Source organism: Roseobacter sp. MH60115, assembly GCF_015644665.1.
In the GTDB taxonomy this organism is placed as follows: Bacteria; Pseudomonadota; Alphaproteobacteria; order Rhodobacterales; family Rhodobacteraceae; genus Roseobacter.
The window spans coordinates 798,376-816,508 of the sequence record NZ_JADOBQ010000001.1 but is presented as its reverse complement, the minus strand read 5'-3'; the positions used below and the strand labels follow the sequence as shown (position 1 = coordinate 816,508).

Sequence of the window (18,133 nt, the reverse complement as noted above, 5' to 3'; positions counted from 1 at the left end):
GCCGTCTCCGGGTCCGTCACGCGAAAAACGCTGTCAGGTGATCGTCGCATCCCAGCCGGTGCAGCCTGCGCGCCGCTCTGCATCGCTGGCGGTATAGGCCGCTTTCCAGTCAGAGGTCATCGCGATGGTGTCATTGCTGATCGGTCCCTGTATAATGGCCGGGTCTCCCCCATTGCCCATCGGCAAGCTCTCCGCGTTCCCCTGCTCCAGGGCCGCCATGGCCGCACGCAACATGCGCCGGTACCGCACAATCGCCACATCCGTCTTACCCAGATGCTCCTTCGTCCGGTCAAAGATCGGCCCCGGGCTTTCCACCGCCCATTGGTCATGCACGTTGATATCCAGCCCCATGCCGGTATAGGTCTCGCCCGCCTGTTCTTCGGGGTCGTAGCCGTAATTGTTGCGCTTGTTCTTGCGCGGCGCGTAATCCGGCAGGCGGTGTTCCTTCAACCGCTGATCCCGCATCTTTTCCTTGTCCACGGGGTCGGTGAAGCTGGTGAACATCGAATACCAGTAGCAGCGCCTGTCATCGAGGGGCACATGCCATTGCGTGATGATCATCTCGCGGCTCATGGGGATGGAAATTGCCTGCGGGAAAATCTGGTTGGTCACGCGCACATGGGTGCGGCCATCGTCCAGATGACGCAGCGCGATCAGGCGCAGGCCGTAATCAGTCTCCTCCACGCTGATGTCGGGGCGCGGGTAGTCGCGCAGCAGCTTTGTCATCGGGATGTCCGTATTGGCCGCGGTATCGCGGAACTGCTTGCCGTAGCTGTCGGCGGGATCTTCATCCTGCAGGAAGCGGTGCAGGAAGGAGGCATGCGCAGGGTCGATGCCGACCTCCATCGCCTGCAGCCAGTTGCACTCCCACAGCCCCTTGAAGGCAAAGACATGGCTGTCCGGCGCACGAAAGCAATCGAACCCCGGCAGCGGTGGCGGGTCGCCCGGGCCCATATAGGCAAAGACGATCCCGTTGCGCTCGACCACCGGGTAGCTCTTGTTCCTGATCTGCCTGTGCATCTGGGAACCTTCGGGCTCGCCGGGCTGTTCGACGCATTGGCCGGTGCGGTCAAAGTGCCAGCCGTGAAACGGGCAGCGCAGCCCGTTGTCTTCGAGCCGCCCGTAACACAGGTCCGCGCCCCGGTGCGGGCAGGCCCGCTCAATCAGACCCAGCTCCCCCTCACTGTCGCGAAAAAGCACGAGGTCCTCGCCCAGCAGCTTCACCGGCACCACCGGTCGGGTCCCCGCCAGTTCATCAGAGAGGGCCGCGGGCTGCCAATAGCGCCGCATGACCTCGCCCGCAGGTGTGCCCGGACCCGATTGGGTCAGGGCGTCATTCAATTCCTGGCTGATCATCTGGCAACTCCGGCTGTGACAGGTCCGGGGTCAGATTCGGTCAGCCCTTCCGTGCTGTCAAGAAAGGCGCGGCGGGATCACGTTTTCACATCCGGCTCGATCCGTCCCAGATGGGCCTGCATGCCGGTGATCTCAACCACCGCATCGCGTACGGCGCGCAGCGCCACATCGGGTGTGAGACCATGATCCGCCTCGGGCGGCGCATATTGCTCCAGATAGACCCGCAGGGTCGCGCCTTCGGTGCCCGTGCCCGAGAGTCGCAGAACCGCCCGCCCTTCGCCCGCAAACCAGAGCCGCAGGCCCTGATTGTGGCTGACCGATCCATCCACCGGATCGTGATAGGAAAACTCATCCGCACCCGTCACCTCAAGACCGGCAATGGTGGTCCCGGCCAGCGCGCCCAACCGGTCGCGCACACCCTGCATCAAGGCATTTGCCGCCTCGGTCGGCACGGCCTCGTAATCGTGGCGCGAATAATAGTTGCGCCCGTAGGTGGCCCAGTGATCGGTCAGAATATCGGCAACCGACTGACCGCGCTCCGCCAGGATGTTCAGCCACAACAGCACCGCCCAGAGACCATCTTTCTCGCGCACGTGATCTGAACCCGTGCCCGCACTCTCTTCCCCGCAGAGCGTCACCTTGCCCGCGTCCAGCAGATTGCCAAAGAACTTCCAGCCCGTGGGGGTCTCGAAACAGGCAAGCCCCAGACGTTCGGCGACCTTGTCGCTGGCCGCACTGGTCGGCATCGAACGTGCAACCCCCGCGAGGCCCCTGGCATATCCGGGCGCCAGCTGCGCGTTCGCGGCCAGCACGGCGAGACTGTCGGAGGGGGTCACATAGACGCCGCGCCCCACGATCATGTTGCGATCACCATCGCCGTCCGAGGCCGCGCCGAAATCGGGGGCTGTGTCGGACATCATCTCATCCATCAGCTCCTTGGCCCAGACCGGGTTGGGGTCCGGATGCCCACCGCCAAAATCCTCACTGGGCACGGCGTTGATCACGGTGCCCGCCGGGGCGCCCAAGACCCCTTCCAGAATGGAGGTGGCGTAGGGGCCGGTCACCGCATGCATGGCGTCAAAGCGCATGGTGAAACCGCCCGCAAAGAGCGCGCGGATTTTATCGAAGTCAAAGAGCTTTGCCATCAGCGCGGCATAATCGGTGACGGGATCGACGATCTCGATCTGCATGTCGTCCACCGACGACGTGCCGCAGGTGGAGAGATCGATATCGGCCGTCTCCAGAATCCGGTAGCTGTCGATGGTCTGCGTCTGGTCAAACATCGCCTGCGTGATGGCCTCCGGCGCGGGGCCGCCGTTGCTGACATTGTATTTCACGCCGAAATCCGCATCGATCCCACCCGGATTGTGGCTGGCAGAGAGGACGAAGCCCCCATCGGTTTGCCGCTGGCGGATCAGGTTGGACACCGCCGGCGTGGACAGCAGCCCGCCCTGCCCCACGATCACGCGCGCAGCACCATTTGCCGCCGCCATCTTGAGCATGATCTGGATCGCTTCGCGGTTGAAATACCGCCCGTCGCCGCCGATCACGAAACTCTTACCTGCCGCGCCGCCGATAGCGTTGAAGGTCGCCTGCACGAAACATTCCAAATACCCCGGCTCCATGAAGACGCGGGTTTTCTTGCGCAGACCGGAGGTCCCCGGTTTCTGCCCCTCGAACGGGCCTTTGGAAATGGTCTGAATGGTCATGGAAATTCCTTTCGCGTCTTTACCTTTAACCCGCTGCGCCCGGCGTCTGCCATAATCTGCGCGGTCTTTTTCATCACATCCTGCGTGGCAATCTCCTGGACGTCCACCGGGATTTTACGCCGCCAGTTTGGGTGCGCGTCAATCGTGCCCGGCAGGTTCTGCGCTTCCTCCACTTCCAAGACGTCATCAAGTTGCACAGCCACCAGCGCTGCCGGCCCCTGAGCAAGATCACCATGCACTTTGTCCCGCAGATCACTGGCATCTCTTTGTGTCAGCTGCGCGTCAGGCACGCCCAACAAATCGGCCTTTTCGGCTTTGCGTTCTTCTTGCGCTTTGCCTTTGCCTGCATCGTCGATCCAGTCAAGCCGGTGCCACCACTCGATGTCGCACCCGGTCCAGAACCCCCGGATCGTCGGCGTGTCATGGGTGCCGAAACAGGCCAGTGACTGGGGGCGCAGGTCCTGTGCCTTGCGAAAGCGACCTGCCTTGGTTTTCTCATATTGCAGCACGGTGTAGCCGTAAAACCCCTTGGCCGCCATGGTGTCGCGAAACCCGTCGGGGACCAGCCCGAGATCTTCGCCGACGATCACCGCGCCCGCGCGCTGCGCCTCGATCGCAATCAACGCCATGAGCGATTGAAACGGCTGCCGGATGTATCCCCCCGGGCTGCCATCCTCGGGGATCCAATAGCTGCGGTTGAGCCCCAGCGCATGGTCGATCCGCAAAACGCCGCAATGCCGCAGGACCTGTCGCAGCACCTGCCGCAGGGGCTGGTAGTTCCGGGCGGCGAGTTTAAGGGGCGCATAGGCCGCCAGCTGCCAGTTCTGTCCCGCCGGGCTGAGGTGATCTGGTGGCGCGCCCAGCGATACGCCCTGTGCCAGCGTGTCGGCGGCGGCCCAGGCTTCGGCCCCGTCCAGACGCGCGCCAACGGCCAGATCGAGGTAGAGCCCCAGCGCCATACCCCCTTTTCGCGCGCGCCTCTGAGCCTCTTGCAATTGGTGATCCGCCACCCATTGCAGCCAGAGGTGAAAGCCGGTCTCCGATGCTGCCCCGCTGGCGCGCGCCGCCTCGGGCGTGCGCTTTTCCTCCGGCCAGTGCCGCCAGTCCTGCCCCAGACGGGTGCTCAGGTCTTCGAAAAGCGCGAAAGTCTCCAGCGCCGCGCCGCCCTCTTGCGTGAACCGCGTCAGCGCTTCCTTTTCCGCATCCGACGCGCTCTTTTGAAATCGATCAAAAGCTGTCCGCAAGGCGGCGCGATGGGCTTGAGAATGTGCTGCGTAGTCGATCAGCGCGCCCTCTGCCCTGACCGGTGACCCTGCATCCGGCAGACCCGCCAAGCGATCCAGCGCGATATGCGCCGTGTTCAGAAACCCGCGGTGGCTTGGCGAATAGGGGCTGATCGTGTCCTGCGCAGCCCATCCCAGCGCGTGCACAGGATTGATGCCCAGAAATCCAGCGCCTTGTGCGCCCAGCCCCTCGGCCAGCTGTGCGAGATCTTCGAAGTCGCCCAACCCCGCATTGCGCCGCGACTGCAGACCGTAAAGCGGTGCCACCACACCCCAGCAATGCTCCTTCCCTGCGCTTTCCTGCAGGGACGGTGTGCGCGCCGGGGCGGAGATGACGGTGGTGGTCTGGCGACGCTTACCTGACTGGATATGCAGGTGGTGCACGCCAGCTGGCAGCGGCGGCAGGGCTATCTCGCCATCGATTGTGCCTCGGGCGAAGGGGCGCGTGGTCTCTTCCAACGTCAGGTGCCAGTCCACCTCACCCTCACACCGCAGCACGTTCGGTGTATCGCAGGTCACCACGATCTCCTGCGGGATCAGACGTTCCTCCTGCTCCGCCTGAAGCGCGGCGAGGGTGTCGCGCACGGCGGCGTCTGACCCGACATCCAGACCGTTTGCCCGCAGCAAGGCCCGTTGGGTATCCGGACTGGTCGGGCGCATGACGCCTTCCAGATCGAGAAATCGGTCGAATACGCCGCAAAAGCGGGCGAGCGCCGCAAGGCTCCGATCCGCAGTCATAGGGGGGCGTCTTCCGGTACCAGAACCAGGGCCATGACCGACGGCCCCGCGACCGCGATCCGATCTTCGGTGACCGCCGCACCCGCTACAACCTGCCCGGCGCTGTCGATGCCATAACGCCACTGGCGACCGGCGGGCGGTGCCGGGACCGACACATCCGCAGACGTCTCGGCGCGGTTGAAGATCACAAAGACGGTGTCATCATGCGCCACCTGCGTGGCCGCTTCGGCGGAACAGCGGAAGGTGACGCAGAGGCTCGACAGCCCCGGGTCACGCCAGTTCAGCGGATGGCCGCCGAAATCGGACCAGACTACATCCGGTAGCCCATCGGCAGGGCGCTGTGCGGCATGCAGAAACCGCGATTGACGCAGCGCGGGGTGCCGCGCGCGAAAGGCCGACAGCTCGGCCACGAAATCGATCATCTCCCGGTCTGCCGCATCCCAATCGAGCCAGGCGGTTTCATTGTCCTGACAATAGGCGTTGTTGTTGCCACCCTGCGAATTGCCGAACTCATCGCCTGCCAGCACCATCGGCGTGCCCTGTGACAGGAAGAGCGTGGCCAGCATGTTGCGCTGGCGCTGCTGGCGTCGGGCCTCGATAGCGGGATCAGCGCTCGGCCCCTCTACCCCGCAATTGTAGGAATAATTGGCGTTATGCCCGTCCTGATTGTCTTCGAGATTTGCCATGTTGTGGCGCTGGTTGTAGCGCGTGACATCCGCCAGCGTGAACCCATCGTGCGCGGCCAGAAAGTTGACCGACGACCACGCGCGCCGTCCGCCCCGGTCGAACTCACCCGCCGAGCCCAGAAGCCGCGCGCCCAGTTCCTGGGCACTGTGAGTGTCGCCCTTCCAGAACCGCCGGACGGTATCGCGGTAGGCGTCGTTCCATTCCCCGAACTTGGGCGGGAACTGACCCAACCTGTAGCCACCCGGCCCGATATCCCAGGGCTCCGCAATCATCTTGACCCCCGCCAGTGTCGGGTCCTGACGCAACGCATCCAGAAAACCACCATGCGGGTCGAACCCGTGATCTTCCCGCGCAAGGGTCGTTGCCAGATCAAAGCGGAACCCGTCGATGCCCATGCACTCCACCCAGAAGCGCAGGGAGTCCATGACCATGCGCAACACATATGGGTTGGACAGATTGACGGTGTTGCCGGTGCCCGTGTCGTTCACGTAATACCGCGGCTGACCGCTGAGCAGCCGGTAATAGGATGCATTGTCGAGGCCCCGGAACGACAAGGTGGGACCGCGATGATCCCCCTCTGCCGTGTGGTTGTAGACCACGTCGAGCAGCACCTCGATCCCCGCATCGTGAAAGCGGCGCACCATGGTGCGAAAACCTGCCAGCCCCTGTGGACCGAAGTATCGGGGTTCGGGCGCAAAAAAGCCGACCGTGTTGTACCCCCAGTAGTTGACCAGACCTTTCTCCAGCAGGAAGGCGTCGTTCAGAAAGGCGTGCGCCGGCAAAAGCTCGATCGCAGTGATGCCCAGTTTGTGCAGATGCTCAATCACCGCGTCCGAGGCCAGCCCTTCATAGCTGCCACGCAGGGCGTCGGCCACCTGCGGGTGCTGCTGCGTCGCGCCTTTGACGTGGGTTTCATAGATCAGCGTTTCATCCCACGCCCGGCGCAGGGGGTGCGTGATGGGCGCAAAGGTGGAAGGATCGGACACCACGGATTTCGCCACGAAGGGCGCTGAATCCCGTTGATCAAAGGACAGATCGCCGGTCGGGGCCGCCGCGTCATAGCCCAGTGTCGCGGAGTCGTTCACCCATCGCCCTGCCAACTCCCTGGTATAGGGGTCGAGCAGCAGTTTATGCGGATTGAACCTGTGTCCCTGATCCGGCGCATAGGCGCCATGCGCCCGGTATCCGTAGATCGCGCCGGGCGTAAGCCCCGCCACATACCCGTGCCAGATATTGCCCGTGCGTTCCGGCAGGGACAGGCGCGAGACCTCGCGCTGGCCCGCCGGGTCAAACAGACAGAGCTCCATTTTCTGTGCGTGGGCCGAAAACACGGCAAAGTTGACGCCTTCACCATCGAAATGCGCGCCCATGCGCATCGGGCTGCCGGCGGTGATGTCATGGTCCATGGCGGTCAATCCTGCAGCGTGCGTGCATCCAGCAACGATGCATAGATGTCCTTATACGCCTGCGCCGAGACATCCCACCCCACCGGGTGGCGCATCGCGCGGCGCATCATCGCGGCCCATTCCGATGGCTGGTCAAAGAGATCGCAGGTCCGCAGGATCGCCTGCTCCAGCGCCGGGGCAGTGACCGGCGCGAATTGCACACCGGTGGCGCATTTGGCACTGCGCGCGGCCTCATTGGCGTCGATAACCGTATCCGCCAGCCCGCCGGTGCGCGCCACAACCGGCAGCGTCCCGTAGCGCAGCCCGTACAGCTGGGTCAGGCCGCAGGGCTCGAACCGCGAGGGGATCAGGATTGCATCGCTGCCGCCCTGCATCAGATGCGACAGCGGTTCATCATACCCGATGATCACGCCCACCGCGCCGGGGTGGCTGCGCGCGGCGGCCATGAAACCGGCCTCTAGGTCTTTCTCTCCGCTGCCCAGCACAGCGAGTTTCGCGCCGCGCGTCACCAGCATCGGCAGCGCCTCCAGCAACAGATCGAGCCCTTTTTGCGTGGTCAGGCGGCTGATCACGCAAAAGAGCGGACCACTCCCCTCAGCTTCCAGATCGAACCGCTTCAACACCTCGGCGCGATTGCTTGCTTTCTTCTTCGGGCTTCTCACAGAGTAAGGAGCCACCAGCGCGGCATCCGTCTCGGGGTTCCATGCGTCCAGATCGATACCGTTGAGAATACCGGTCAGATCCGCGTTTCGCGCCCGGAGCAGCCCCTCCAACCCCATGCCGAATTCCGGCTGCATGAGTTCGCGCGCGTAGGTGGGGCTGACGGTGGTGATCTTGTCGGCAAAAGCGAGACCCGCCTTCAGAAACCCGATACGTCCAAAATACTCCATCCCCTCCGGTGTGTAATGCGCAGAGGACAGGCCAAGCGAGGTCATGAGCGAGGGGTCGAAAAGCCCCTGAAACGCGATGTTGTGGATTGTCAGAACCGTGGGCGGCACGGGGCCGTTCTTCTGGCGCAGGTAGGCGGGCACCAGCCCGGCCTGCCAGTCATGGGCGTGCACCACGTCAGGGCGCCAATCCGTGAGGCCACCCGCCGCGACCTCGGCAGCCACGAAAGACAGGGCGCCGAAACGCTGCGCATTATCGGGCCAGTCCTGCCCATCCGCGCCCAGATAGATATTGCCCGGACGATCAAAAAGATGCGGCGCGTCGAGCAGCAGCAGATCAAGCCCCTCTGCCTGGCACGACAGCACGCGTGCGGGTCCGCCGTGAAGGTCGTCCGAGGTCCAGACCTCTTTTCCCTTTGCTGCCAGGGCCTGCAGGGCCGGATAGACGGGCAGCATCACCCGGGCATCGACCCCGAGGGGGGCCAACGCCTTGGGCACCGCGCCAATCACATCCGCCAGCCCGCCGGTTTTCACGAAGGGCGCGCATTCCGAGGCAACAAAGAGAATTTTCACGTCAGAGGTCCAGTTTGTCGATCATCGGTTGGGTGATGAGGCAGGTGCCGTTTGCCGTGCGTCGGAACCGTCTGGCGTCCTCTTCCGCGTCCTCGCCCACAACGAGGCCTTGCGGGATGACGACCCCCCTGTCAATCACCACATTGCGAAGCTGGGCGTTCCGGTTGATCTCCACATACGGCAGGGCCACGACACCATCCAGTTGCGAAAACGAATGGGTGCGCACACCAGTAAACAGCAGGCATTGGTCCAGCCGTGATCCCGAAATGATGCAGCCCCCCGACACCATGGAGGAGACCGCATGGCCACGGCGACCTTCCTCGTTGTGGATGAATTTGGCGGGTGCCGTGAGCTCCGAATAGGTCCAGATCGGCCATTCATTGTCGAAGAGATCCAGCTCGGGCGTGAAATCCGTCAGATCGATGTTGGCCTGCCAGAAAGCATCGACGGTTCCGACATCGCGCCAATAGGCCTTTTTCTCAAGGCTGGAGCGTACGCAGGAGCGGCTGAAGGGGTGTGCCACCGCCTTGCCGTTGCGGACGATCTCGGGGATCACATCGCCGCCGAAATCGTGGTTGTAGTCGGGCTGCGCGGCGCAGTCGGCCAGCACCTTGAAAAGATACTCCGTCTCAAAGACATAAATGCCCATGCTGGCCAGCGCGTGATCCGGGTGGCCGGGCATCGGGGGCGGATCAGCGGGTTTTTCGACAAAGTCCAGGATGCGGTCTTCGGTATCGACTTTCATCACGCCGAACCCGGTGGCCTCCATGCGCGGCACCTCGATGCAGCCGACGGTCACATCCGCCCCGCTTTCCACGTGGTGGCGGATCATCATCGCATAGTCCTGCTTGTAGATATGGTCGCCTGCAAGGATCACGATGTATTTGGGGCCGTAGCCTTCGATGATATCCTTGTTCTGGGCGACCGCGTCGGCCGTGCCCTTGTACCAGTTCTCGTTGTCGAGCTGCTGCGAGGCGGGCAGGATATCCAGCGACTCGTTGCGTTCCGCGCGAAAGAAACTCCAACCGCGCTGCAGATGCCGGATCAGCGAGTGCGCCTTGTACTGCGTGGCCACGCCGATGCGCCTGATCCCGGAGTTCACCGCATTGGAGAGCGGAAAATCGATGATCCGGCTTTTCCCGCCGAAATACATCGCGGGTTTGGCGCGCCTGTCGGTCAACTCGTACAGCCTGCTGCCCCGGCCCCCGGCCAGAACAAAGGCCATCGTCTGCTGTGCAAGCCTTTGCGTTTCTCGGTCCATTGATTTTCCTCCCATTTTTGTCTTTTTGCGCCCCTTTTCCCGGGGCGTCAGCCACGCTCCACTTCGAAGAAGAGAGTCGTCAGCGGTGGTAGCGTGATCCGGATCGACTGCGCCCTCCCCGACGCAGCAATCTCTTCGCTCCGGACACCGCCCATGTTGCCACGGCCATCACCGCCGTAGAATTCCGAATTGGTGTTCAAACGCTCGCCCCAGTGACCTTGTTCCGGCACGCCGATGCGGCGTTCTGTCCGGGTGACCGGGGTGAAGTTGGACACCACCAGCATGGCGGGTGTGTCGCCCGTGCCACGACGCACCCAGGCAAAGATGGATTCGTCACCGCTGTTTTCCTCGATCCACTCGAAACCTTCGGGCTTTGCGTCCAGCGTGTGAAGGGCCGGATGCGCCCGGTAGAGCGCGTTGAGGTCGCGTATCAGCGTCTGCATGCCCCGGTGCAGATCGACATCCAGCAGGTGCCAGTCGAGGCTGCTGTCGTGGTTCCATTCTGCCCCTTGCGCAAACTCGCTGCCCATGAAGATCAGCTTCTTGCCCGGATGGCCCCACATGAACCCGTAATAGGCGCGCAGATTGGCGAATTTCTCCAGGCCCTCGCCCGGCATCTTGTCCAGCATTGAGCCTTTGCCATGCACCACCTCGTCATGGCTGAGCGGCAGGATGAAATTTTCCGAAAAGGCGTAGTGCAGCCCAAAGGTCATCTTGGAGTGGTGGAACTTCCGATGCACCGGGTCCTCGGCCATGTAGCTGAGCGTGTCGTTCATCCAGCCCATGTTCCATTTGAACCCGAACCCCAGACCGCCTGCATCCGTTGGCGCGCTCACGCCCGGAAAGGCAGTCGATTCCTCGGCTACGGTCATGATGCCTTCGACCTCGCCGTAGGTGGTCGTGTTCATTTTCTGCAGAAAGGCAATCGCTTCAAGATTCTCGCGCCCGCCGTCCTTGTTGGGGATCCATTCGCCCTCTTTACGGCTGTAGTCGCGGTAGAGCATGGAGGCCACGGCATCGACCCGCAGCCCGTCCACGTGATGTTCCTGCAACCAGTAAAGCGCGTTGGCGATCAGGTAGTTGGAGACCTCGGCACGCCCATAGTTGAACACCATCGTGTTCCAGTCGGGGTGAAACCCCTCCTTGGGATCGGCGTGTTCATAAAGCGCGGTGCCGTCGAATTTGGCCAGCCCATGCGCATCTTCCGGGAAATGCCCCGGCACCCAGTCGAGGATCACGCCGATCTCTGCCGCGTGGCAGGCCGAGATCAGGGCGCGGAACTCATCCGGTGTGCCGTGGCGGATCGTGGGCGCAAAAAGGCCCACCGGCTGATAGCCCCAGGACCCGTCAAAAGGAAATTCCGAGATCGGCATCAGTTCGATATGGGTAAAGCCCAGATCCTTGACGTAGGACACCAGCTGCTCGGCATGTTCCAGATAGCTCAGCGGACGGTTGCCGTCCTCAGGCACCCGCCGCCAGGAGCCCAGATGCACCTCGTAGACAGAAATCGGCTGGTCAAAGCGCTGCTTGGCCGCGCGTTTCGTCATCCAGCCCGCGTCCGGCCAGTCATACCCGTTGATCTGGCGCACGACGGAGCCGGTGCGTGGCGGGTGTTCCGAGCCGAACCCCACCGGATCCGCCTTTTGCGGCAGCAGGTGGTGATTGCTGTCGAGCACCTCGAACTTGTAGACGGCCCCCTCGCCGACGCCGGGGATGAATGTCTCCCAAACCCCGGTGGCGCCCCGGCGGCGCAACAGGTGCCGCCGCCCGTCCCAAGTATTGAAATCCCCCACAACCGACACCCGCGCCGCATTCGGCGCCCAGACGGCAAAATGCGTGCCGGCCACGCCTTCATGATCCCTCACATGGGCGCCCAGCACATGCCAGAGCTGCCGGTGCGTGCCTTCGCCGATGAGGTATTCGTCCCACTCACCCATCACCGGTCCGAACCGGTAAGGGTCATCGGCGATCCAATGGTGACCGTCGCGCGTCACGCTCAGATGATAGGTGAACCGGTTCTTGCGTCGGGGGGCCGCGCCTTCGAACAGCCCCTGCGCGCCGTCCAAGGGCAGGAGCGTGGTGATCGTGCGTCCGGTCTTCGGATCAATCGCTTCGATGCTCTGTGCGCCGGGTACGAAGGCGCGCACCACCCATTTGCCTTCAACCTGATGCAGTCCCAAGACGGAAAACGGATCCCCGTGACGGCCTGCAACGATGTCTTCTGCGTCCTGCGGTGTCAGAGCCAAACGATTTCCTTTCTAGGCCACATCCTTGCGTGACGTTCTTGATGCGATGAGGCTGGGCGCGTTCCAGATGTCGCGGGCATAGCCGCTGATGGTCCGGTCGGAGGAGAACCAGCCGACGCGGGCGGTGTTCAGGGCCGCCATCCGGGTCCACCCGGCCTTGTCGGCAAAGGCGGTATCGACCTGACGCTGGCTGTCAAAGTAGCTGTCGAAGTCGCAGGTCACGAGGAAGTAGTCATGGTTCCAGAGCCCCTGCACCAGATCGCCGTACCGCCCCCGGTCGCCAGGGGAGAACACACCGCTGTCAATCTGCGACAGCACCCGCGCCAGACGCGGGCTGGCCTCGATCGCGCGGCGGGCGTAGTCGGGCTCTGCCCGGCGCGCGGTGACCTCCGCCGCCGTCAGCCCGAAGAGAAAGAAATTATCGGCGCCCACACAGTCGCGGATCTCGACATTGGCCCCATCCAGCGTGCCAATGGTCGGCGCGCCGTTCAGGGCGAATTTCATATTGCCGGTGCCCGAGGCCTCCTTACCCGCGGTGGATATCTGTTCCGACAAATCCGTGGCCGGGATCAGGATTTCCGCCATCGAGACATTGTAGTTTTCCGGATAAACAATCTGCAACACATCACGGGTCGCCGGATCGGCGTTGATCACCTTGGCGGCATCGTTGATCAGGTGGATGATCTGCTTGGCCACCACGTAGCCGGGGGCCGCCTTGCCGCCGAAAATCTTGACCCGCGGGGTCCAGCCTGCGTTGGGATTGTCGCGGATCTCATTCCAGAGCGCCACGGTCTCCAGCAGGTTCATCAGCTGGCGTTTGTACTCGTGGATGCGCTTGATCTGGACGTCGAACATCGCCTCGGGGTCCAGCGCGTGGCCCCCGTGGTCTTTGAGCCAGTTCGACAGTCGCGCCTTGTTGCTGTCCTTGGCCGCCTGAAAGGCGTCGAGGAACGCGGGGTCACCCGCATGCGCGGCCAACCCGTCCAGTTGCTGCAGGTCGTTGGGCCAGGAGGTGCCGATGGTCTCATTGATCAAGTTGCGCAGCGGCGGGTTGCAGGAATACAGCCAGCGGCGCGGCGTGATCCCGTTGGTCTGGTTGATGATGCGCCCGGGATAATCCCGGTGCAGATCGGCAAAGACGGTTTCCTTGACCAGATCGGAATGCAGCGCCGAGACCCCGTTCACATGGTGCGCCATGACAAAGGCCAGCTCACCCATCTTCACCTCGCCATGCTCCAGAATACGCACGGCGCTGCCGGTTTCCGACAGATGCGCGGCTTCGATCATCTGGATGATCTGGTGGTGACGCGGCAGGATGCGGATGAAAAGCTCTTCCGGCCAACGCTCCAGCGCTTCGGGCAGGAGCGTGTGGTTGGTATAGGCGAGACAGCCCCGCGCGGTCTTGATCGCGGCCTCCTTGTCAAACCCGTGTTCGTCCATCAGCAGCCGCACCAGTTCCGGGCCCGCGATGGCGGGATGCGTGTCATTGAGCTGGATGGCGACGTGATCTGGCAACTCGTTCAGATCACCGCCTTCGCTCAGGAAGCGCCGCAACAGGTCCTGGATCGAGGCGGAGGTGAAGAAGTATTCCTGCTTGAGCCGCAGTTCCTTGCCGATGTCCGTTGTGTCATCCGGGTAGAGCACCCGGCTGATCGTGCGGGCCAGCGCTTCGGGCGCGCTGGCGGCGATGTAGTCGCCGCGATTGAAGCTCGCCAGATCAAAGGCGGTGGTGGGTTTCGCGGCCCAAAGGCGCAGGGTATTGGCCCACTGTGCCTGCCAGCCGATCACCGGCGTGTCATAGGCCGACGCCATGACCGTTTCTGCGCAGCGCCAGATGGTCTTGCCGTTCTCTTCAAAGACATGACCGCCGAAGTCGATGGGATAGCTGACCTCTGGCCGTTCGAATTCCCACGCGTGGCGCTGCGACAGCCAGGTTTCCGCCGTCTCCCTTTGCGCCCCATCCTCAAAGTGCTGCTCAAAAAGCCCGTGTTCGTAGCGGATGCCATAGCCATAGGCCGGAATGCCCAGCGTCGAGAGCGAATCCATGAAACAGGCCGCCAGACGCCCCAACCCGCCGTTGCCAAGGGCCGCATCCGGTTCATTCGCGACCACGGCAGCGTAATCCTGACCCAGATCGGCCAGCGCGGCCTCTGCCACCGCATCCAGCCCGAGGTTCACCGCGACATCCTCGATCAGCCGCCCGATAAGGAATTCCATCGACAGGTAATACACCCGCTTGCCCCGCGCCTCGTAAGTCTTGCGCGTGCTCTCGAACCACGGATCGACCACGCGGTCCCGCAGGGCCAGCGACAGCGACATGCGCCAGTCATAGAGCGAGGCATGGCTGTCATCCTTGCCCAGCGAGTGTTTGAGATGGCGCAGGATGTCTGCGCTGAATTCTGACGGGGAAACAGGGGGGATACTCATAGCGGACATCAGGTCTCTTTTTTCGGCTCACCGGTCACGGGACGCGCCGGAAGCGAGGGGTTTTCTTTTTCTAGCGGTTTTAGGAGCAGGACGACACCGATTTTCTCAAAGCTCGTGGGCCCAGGGCGGATTGGCCCCGGCGCGGGACACGGTCACGGCGGCAACGGCGGCCCCCTGCGCCAGGGCTTCTGTGATCTCCTGCGGACCGATGCGGGTCACCGATTGTTTTGACAGGAACCCGCCTTCGGCCAGTTTGGCCAGAACGCCCGCGTTGAAGGTATCGCCTGCGCCAACGGTATCGACGATGGCCACTCTCTGCGCCATAACATCGACGGTGACGCCACCCGCAAAGATGGCCGAGGCCCCATCAGCACCGCGCGTCACGATGACAACATGCGGTCCGGCGGCGCAAATCAGTTGTGCCTTTTCGGTCAGGGTCTCGCCGTCCCGCATGATCCATTCGAGGTCTTCATCCGAGACTTTCACAATATCGGCCACGGCAACCATGCGCTCCAGCCGGGCGCGGTACCGGGCCTCGTCCTTCACAAAGGCGGCACGGATGTTGGGGTCGATCATGATCACCCTACCATCCGCTTCCCGCTCGGCCAGGGCCGCGTAGAACTCCGCACAGGGTTCGCTGATCAGGCTGATACCGCCGAAATAGAGCGCGGTCACAGCCTCCGGCAGGTCCGGCAGCTGATCAGGCGTCAGGCTGCGCCCGGCGGTGTTTTCATCGTAGAAGGTATAGCGCGCCTGACCCTCGGTAAGCTGCACAAAGGCCAGCGTTGTGGGCAGATCGGAGTGGATCACATGGCTGCAGTCCACGTGGCTCTCTGCCAGCGCCTGCGTCAGTTGCTGACCAAAGAGGTCATGCGACAGGCCGGTGACAAATCCGGTGTCTTGCCCCAGACGCCCCAGCGCGATGGCGGTGTTAAAGACGGCGCCGCCGGCATGGGGGGTAAAGCTGGTTTGCCCATCGGTGGAGACCGTCGGGATCATGTCGATCAGCGCTTCGCCGCAACATAAAATCATCTTCCTGCTCCCCGATTGTCTTTTATCACAAGGGCGCACCGCGATTTGGCCACACCTCTGTACCCGTTATGCCGCGAGTTTACTCGCATCCCGCGCCAGGGCTTCGATCCCCGCCCAGTCACCTTTGACCACCAGATCGCTCGGGGCAACCCAGCTGCCCCCGGCGCAGACCACATTGGGCAGCGACAGATAGCTTTGCGCGTTGGAGGGGCTGACCCCGCCGGTGGGGCAGAACCCGATCTGCGGCAAGGGCGCGCCAATCGCCTTGAGGGCTGGCGCGCCGCCTGATGCCTCGGCCGGGAAAAACTTGAGCATGTCATAGCCGCGCTCAAAGAGGCGCATCGCCTCGGAGGCCGTGGCAGCCCCGGCCAGCAGTGGCAGGTCTTCGGCTTCACAGGCCTCCAGCAGCGCATCCGTGGCCCCCGGGGACACGCCGAATGTGGCCCCCGCCGCCTTGGCATCGCGGACGTCCTGCGGCGTGACAAGGGTGCCGGCACCGACAACGCCGCCGGGCACCTGCGCCATTTCGGCGATCACCTCAAGCGCTGCCGGGGTGCGCAGGGTCACCTCCAGCGCAGGCAACCCGCCTGCAACCAGCGCCTCGGCCAACGGCCGGGCGTGGGCTTTGTCCTGCACCACCAGCACAGGCACGATGGGCGCAAGCGCACAGATTTCACGGGCGCGTTTGCTCGCCTCTTGCGGGGTCATGGGGTCGTCCTTTCCTAAAACAGCACGCTGGCGCCGGTGTCCGCCGTGCCGACCGACCGCCGGAACTGGGCAAAAAGCTCGCGCCCGAGGCCAAATTCATTGGCGCCAAGATTGATCCTGACAGGGTCGCGGTCAAGCACCCCGGGGGTGACGATCTCCAGATCGCCCTTCACCGCATCGACCCGCAGGATATCACCGTCCTGCAGTTTGGAAATGGCCCCGCCGTCCAGCGCTTCGGGGCTGACATGGATGGCCGAGGGCACCGACCCGGACGCGCCAGACATCCGCCCGTCAGTCACCAGGGCCACGTTGATCCCACGCGCCTGCAGGTTCTTCAACACCGGCGTCAGACTGTGCAATTCCGGCATGCCGTTGGCCTTTGGCCCCTGAAACCGCACCACGACAACGGTGTCCTCTTCGATCTCGCGGGCCTTGCAGGCCGCCTTGACCTCTTCCTGATCGTTGAAGACGCGCACCGGGGCCTCGACGATCTGGTGTTCGGGTTTCACGGCGGAAACCTTCATGACCGCATTGCCCAGCGACCCGCTGAGACGTTTCAGCCCGCCCGTTGGCTGGAAAGGGTCCGCCGCCGGACGCAGAATCCTTTCGTTGAGGCTCTGCGCCGTGCCCTCTTCCCAGACAACATCGCCGCCCCTGAGTTTCGGTTCCTGCGTATAGACCTCAAGACCGCCCCCACCCACGGTTTTGGTATCCGGGTGCAGCAGCCCCGCGCCCAGCAGCTCGCGGATCATATAGCCCAGACCGCCAGCGGCATGGAAATGGTTCACATCCGCCAACCCGTTTGGATAGACCCGCGCCAGCAGCGGCGTGACCTCGGACAGGTCCGAGAAATCCTGCCAGTCGAGGATGATGCCGCCTGCGCGCGCCATGGCCACCAAATGGATCAGCAGATTGGTCGACCCGCCCGTGGCATTGAGCCCGATGATACCGTTCACAAAGGCCTTTTCATCCAGCACATCGCACACCGGAAGATAATCATCACCCAGATCGGAATGCGCCAGCGCCCGCTGTGCCCCCGCCCGTGTCAGCGCGTCGCGCATTTCCGTGTTCGGGGTGACAAAGCTGGCCCCCGGCAGGTGCATGCCCATGAATTCCATCAGCATCTGGTTGGTGTTGGCTGTGCCGTAGAAGGTGCAAGTGCCCGGCCCGTGATAGGCCGCCATTTCCGCCTGCATCAGCGCGTCGCGCCCGACCTCACCCGCGGCGAATTTCTGGCGCACCTGGCTCTTTTCCTCATTCGACAGGCCGGAGGTCATCGGCCCGGCGGGCAGGAAAACCGTCGGGATATGACCAAAGGTCTGCGCTGCGATGATCAGCCCCGGCACGATTTTATCACAAACGCCCAGATAGACCGCGGCGTCAAAGGTGTTGTGCGTCATCGCAATGCCGGTCGCCATGGCAATCAGATCGCGGGAAAACAGGCTCAGCTCCATGCCCGGTTCGCCCTGGGTCACCCCATCACACATGGCTGGCACACCGCCCGCCACCTGCGCCGTGGCCCCGACCGCGCGCGCCGCCTCGCGGATCAGTTCCGGGAAACGTTCAAAGGGCTGATGCGCGGACAGCATGTCGTTGTAGGTGGTCACAATGGCCAGATTGGGGGCCTGCTCAGTAACCATCGCGGATTGATCCGGCCCCGCCCCGGCATAGGCATGCGCCTGACCGCTGCAGCTGAGATGGCCGCGCGCGGGTCCCTTTGTGCGCGCCGCGTTCATCCGCGCAAGATAATCTCCGCGCGGTCCTTCGCTCCGCTCGATGATCCGGTCGGTGACGCGGGCAATCGTGTCATTCAGTGTCAT

At 63.3% G+C, this 18,133-nt stretch carries 11 protein-coding genes; all 11 read right to left on the bottom strand.

Annotated features, from left to right (window positions below; genetic code table 11):
• Positions 1 to 33: 33 nt before the first annotated feature.
• A complete protein-coding gene (locus ISX84_RS03845; protein ID WP_195818984.1) occupies positions 34 to 1,356 on the bottom strand; it encodes an aromatic ring-hydroxylating dioxygenase subunit alpha in 1,323 nt (440 codons plus the stop codon).
• Between the two features lie 77 nt (positions 1,357 to 1,433).
• The gene (locus tag ISX84_RS03840) at positions 1,434 to 3,065 is read right to left on the bottom strand and encodes an alpha-D-glucose phosphate-specific phosphoglucomutase (RefSeq protein ID WP_195818983.1); all 1,632 of its coding nucleotides are present in this window, start codon (positions 3,063 to 3,065) and stop codon (positions 1,434 to 1,436) included.
• The gene (gene malQ, locus ISX84_RS03835; RefSeq protein WP_195818982.1) at positions 3,062 to 5,086 is read right to left on the bottom strand and encodes a 4-alpha-glucanotransferase; all 2,025 of its coding nucleotides are present in this window, start codon (positions 5,084 to 5,086) and stop codon (positions 3,062 to 3,064) included. The genes ISX84_RS03840 and malQ overlap by 4 nt, the downstream gene beginning before the upstream one ends.
• Positions 5,083 to 7,179 carry a glycogen debranching protein GlgX gene (gene glgX, locus ISX84_RS03830; RefSeq protein ID WP_195818981.1) on the bottom strand — a complete coding sequence of 699 codons (2,097 nt, stop codon included), beginning with the start codon at positions 7,177 to 7,179 and terminating at the stop codon, positions 5,083 to 5,085. Before glgX ends, malQ begins: the two co-directional genes overlap by 4 nt.
• 5 nt (positions 7,180 to 7,184) lie before the next feature.
• Positions 7,185 to 8,639 (bottom strand): glycogen synthase GlgA, encoded by a 1,455-nt coding sequence (glgA, locus tag ISX84_RS03825; RefSeq protein ID WP_195818980.1) that lies wholly within the window; start codon positions 8,637 to 8,639, stop codon positions 7,185 to 7,187.
• Between the two features lies 1 nt (position 8,640).
• Positions 8,641 to 9,900 carry a glucose-1-phosphate adenylyltransferase gene (gene glgC, locus ISX84_RS03820; RefSeq protein ID WP_195818979.1) on the bottom strand — a complete coding sequence of 420 codons (1,260 nt, stop codon included), beginning with the start codon at positions 9,898 to 9,900 and terminating at the stop codon, positions 8,641 to 8,643.
• Between the two features lie 47 nt (positions 9,901 to 9,947).
• Positions 9,948 to 12,146, bottom strand: a complete 2,199-nt coding sequence (gene glgB / locus ISX84_RS03815) for a 1,4-alpha-glucan branching protein GlgB (RefSeq protein ID WP_195818978.1) — start codon at positions 12,144 to 12,146, stop codon at positions 9,948 to 9,950.
• A gap of 12 nt (positions 12,147 to 12,158) precedes the next feature.
• Positions 12,159 to 14,582, bottom strand: coding sequence for a glycogen/starch/alpha-glucan phosphorylase (locus ISX84_RS03810; RefSeq protein ID WP_195818977.1), 2,424 nt, complete (start codon positions 14,580 to 14,582; stop codon positions 12,159 to 12,161).
• A gap of 96 nt (positions 14,583 to 14,678) precedes the next feature.
• A complete protein-coding gene (locus tag ISX84_RS03805) occupies positions 14,679 to 15,605 on the bottom strand; it encodes a carbohydrate kinase family protein (RefSeq protein ID WP_195818976.1) in 927 nt (308 codons plus the stop codon).
• A 66-nt stretch (positions 15,606 to 15,671) separates the two neighbouring features.
• A complete protein-coding gene (eda, locus tag ISX84_RS03800; RefSeq protein WP_195818975.1) occupies positions 15,672 to 16,313 on the bottom strand; it encodes a bifunctional 4-hydroxy-2-oxoglutarate aldolase/2-dehydro-3-deoxy-phosphogluconate aldolase in 642 nt (213 codons plus the stop codon).
• A 14-nt stretch (positions 16,314 to 16,327) separates the two neighbouring features.
• On the bottom strand, positions 16,328 to 18,133 hold the full coding sequence (gene edd, locus ISX84_RS03795; protein WP_195818974.1) for a phosphogluconate dehydratase: 1,806 nt from the start codon (positions 18,131 to 18,133) through the stop codon (positions 16,328 to 16,330).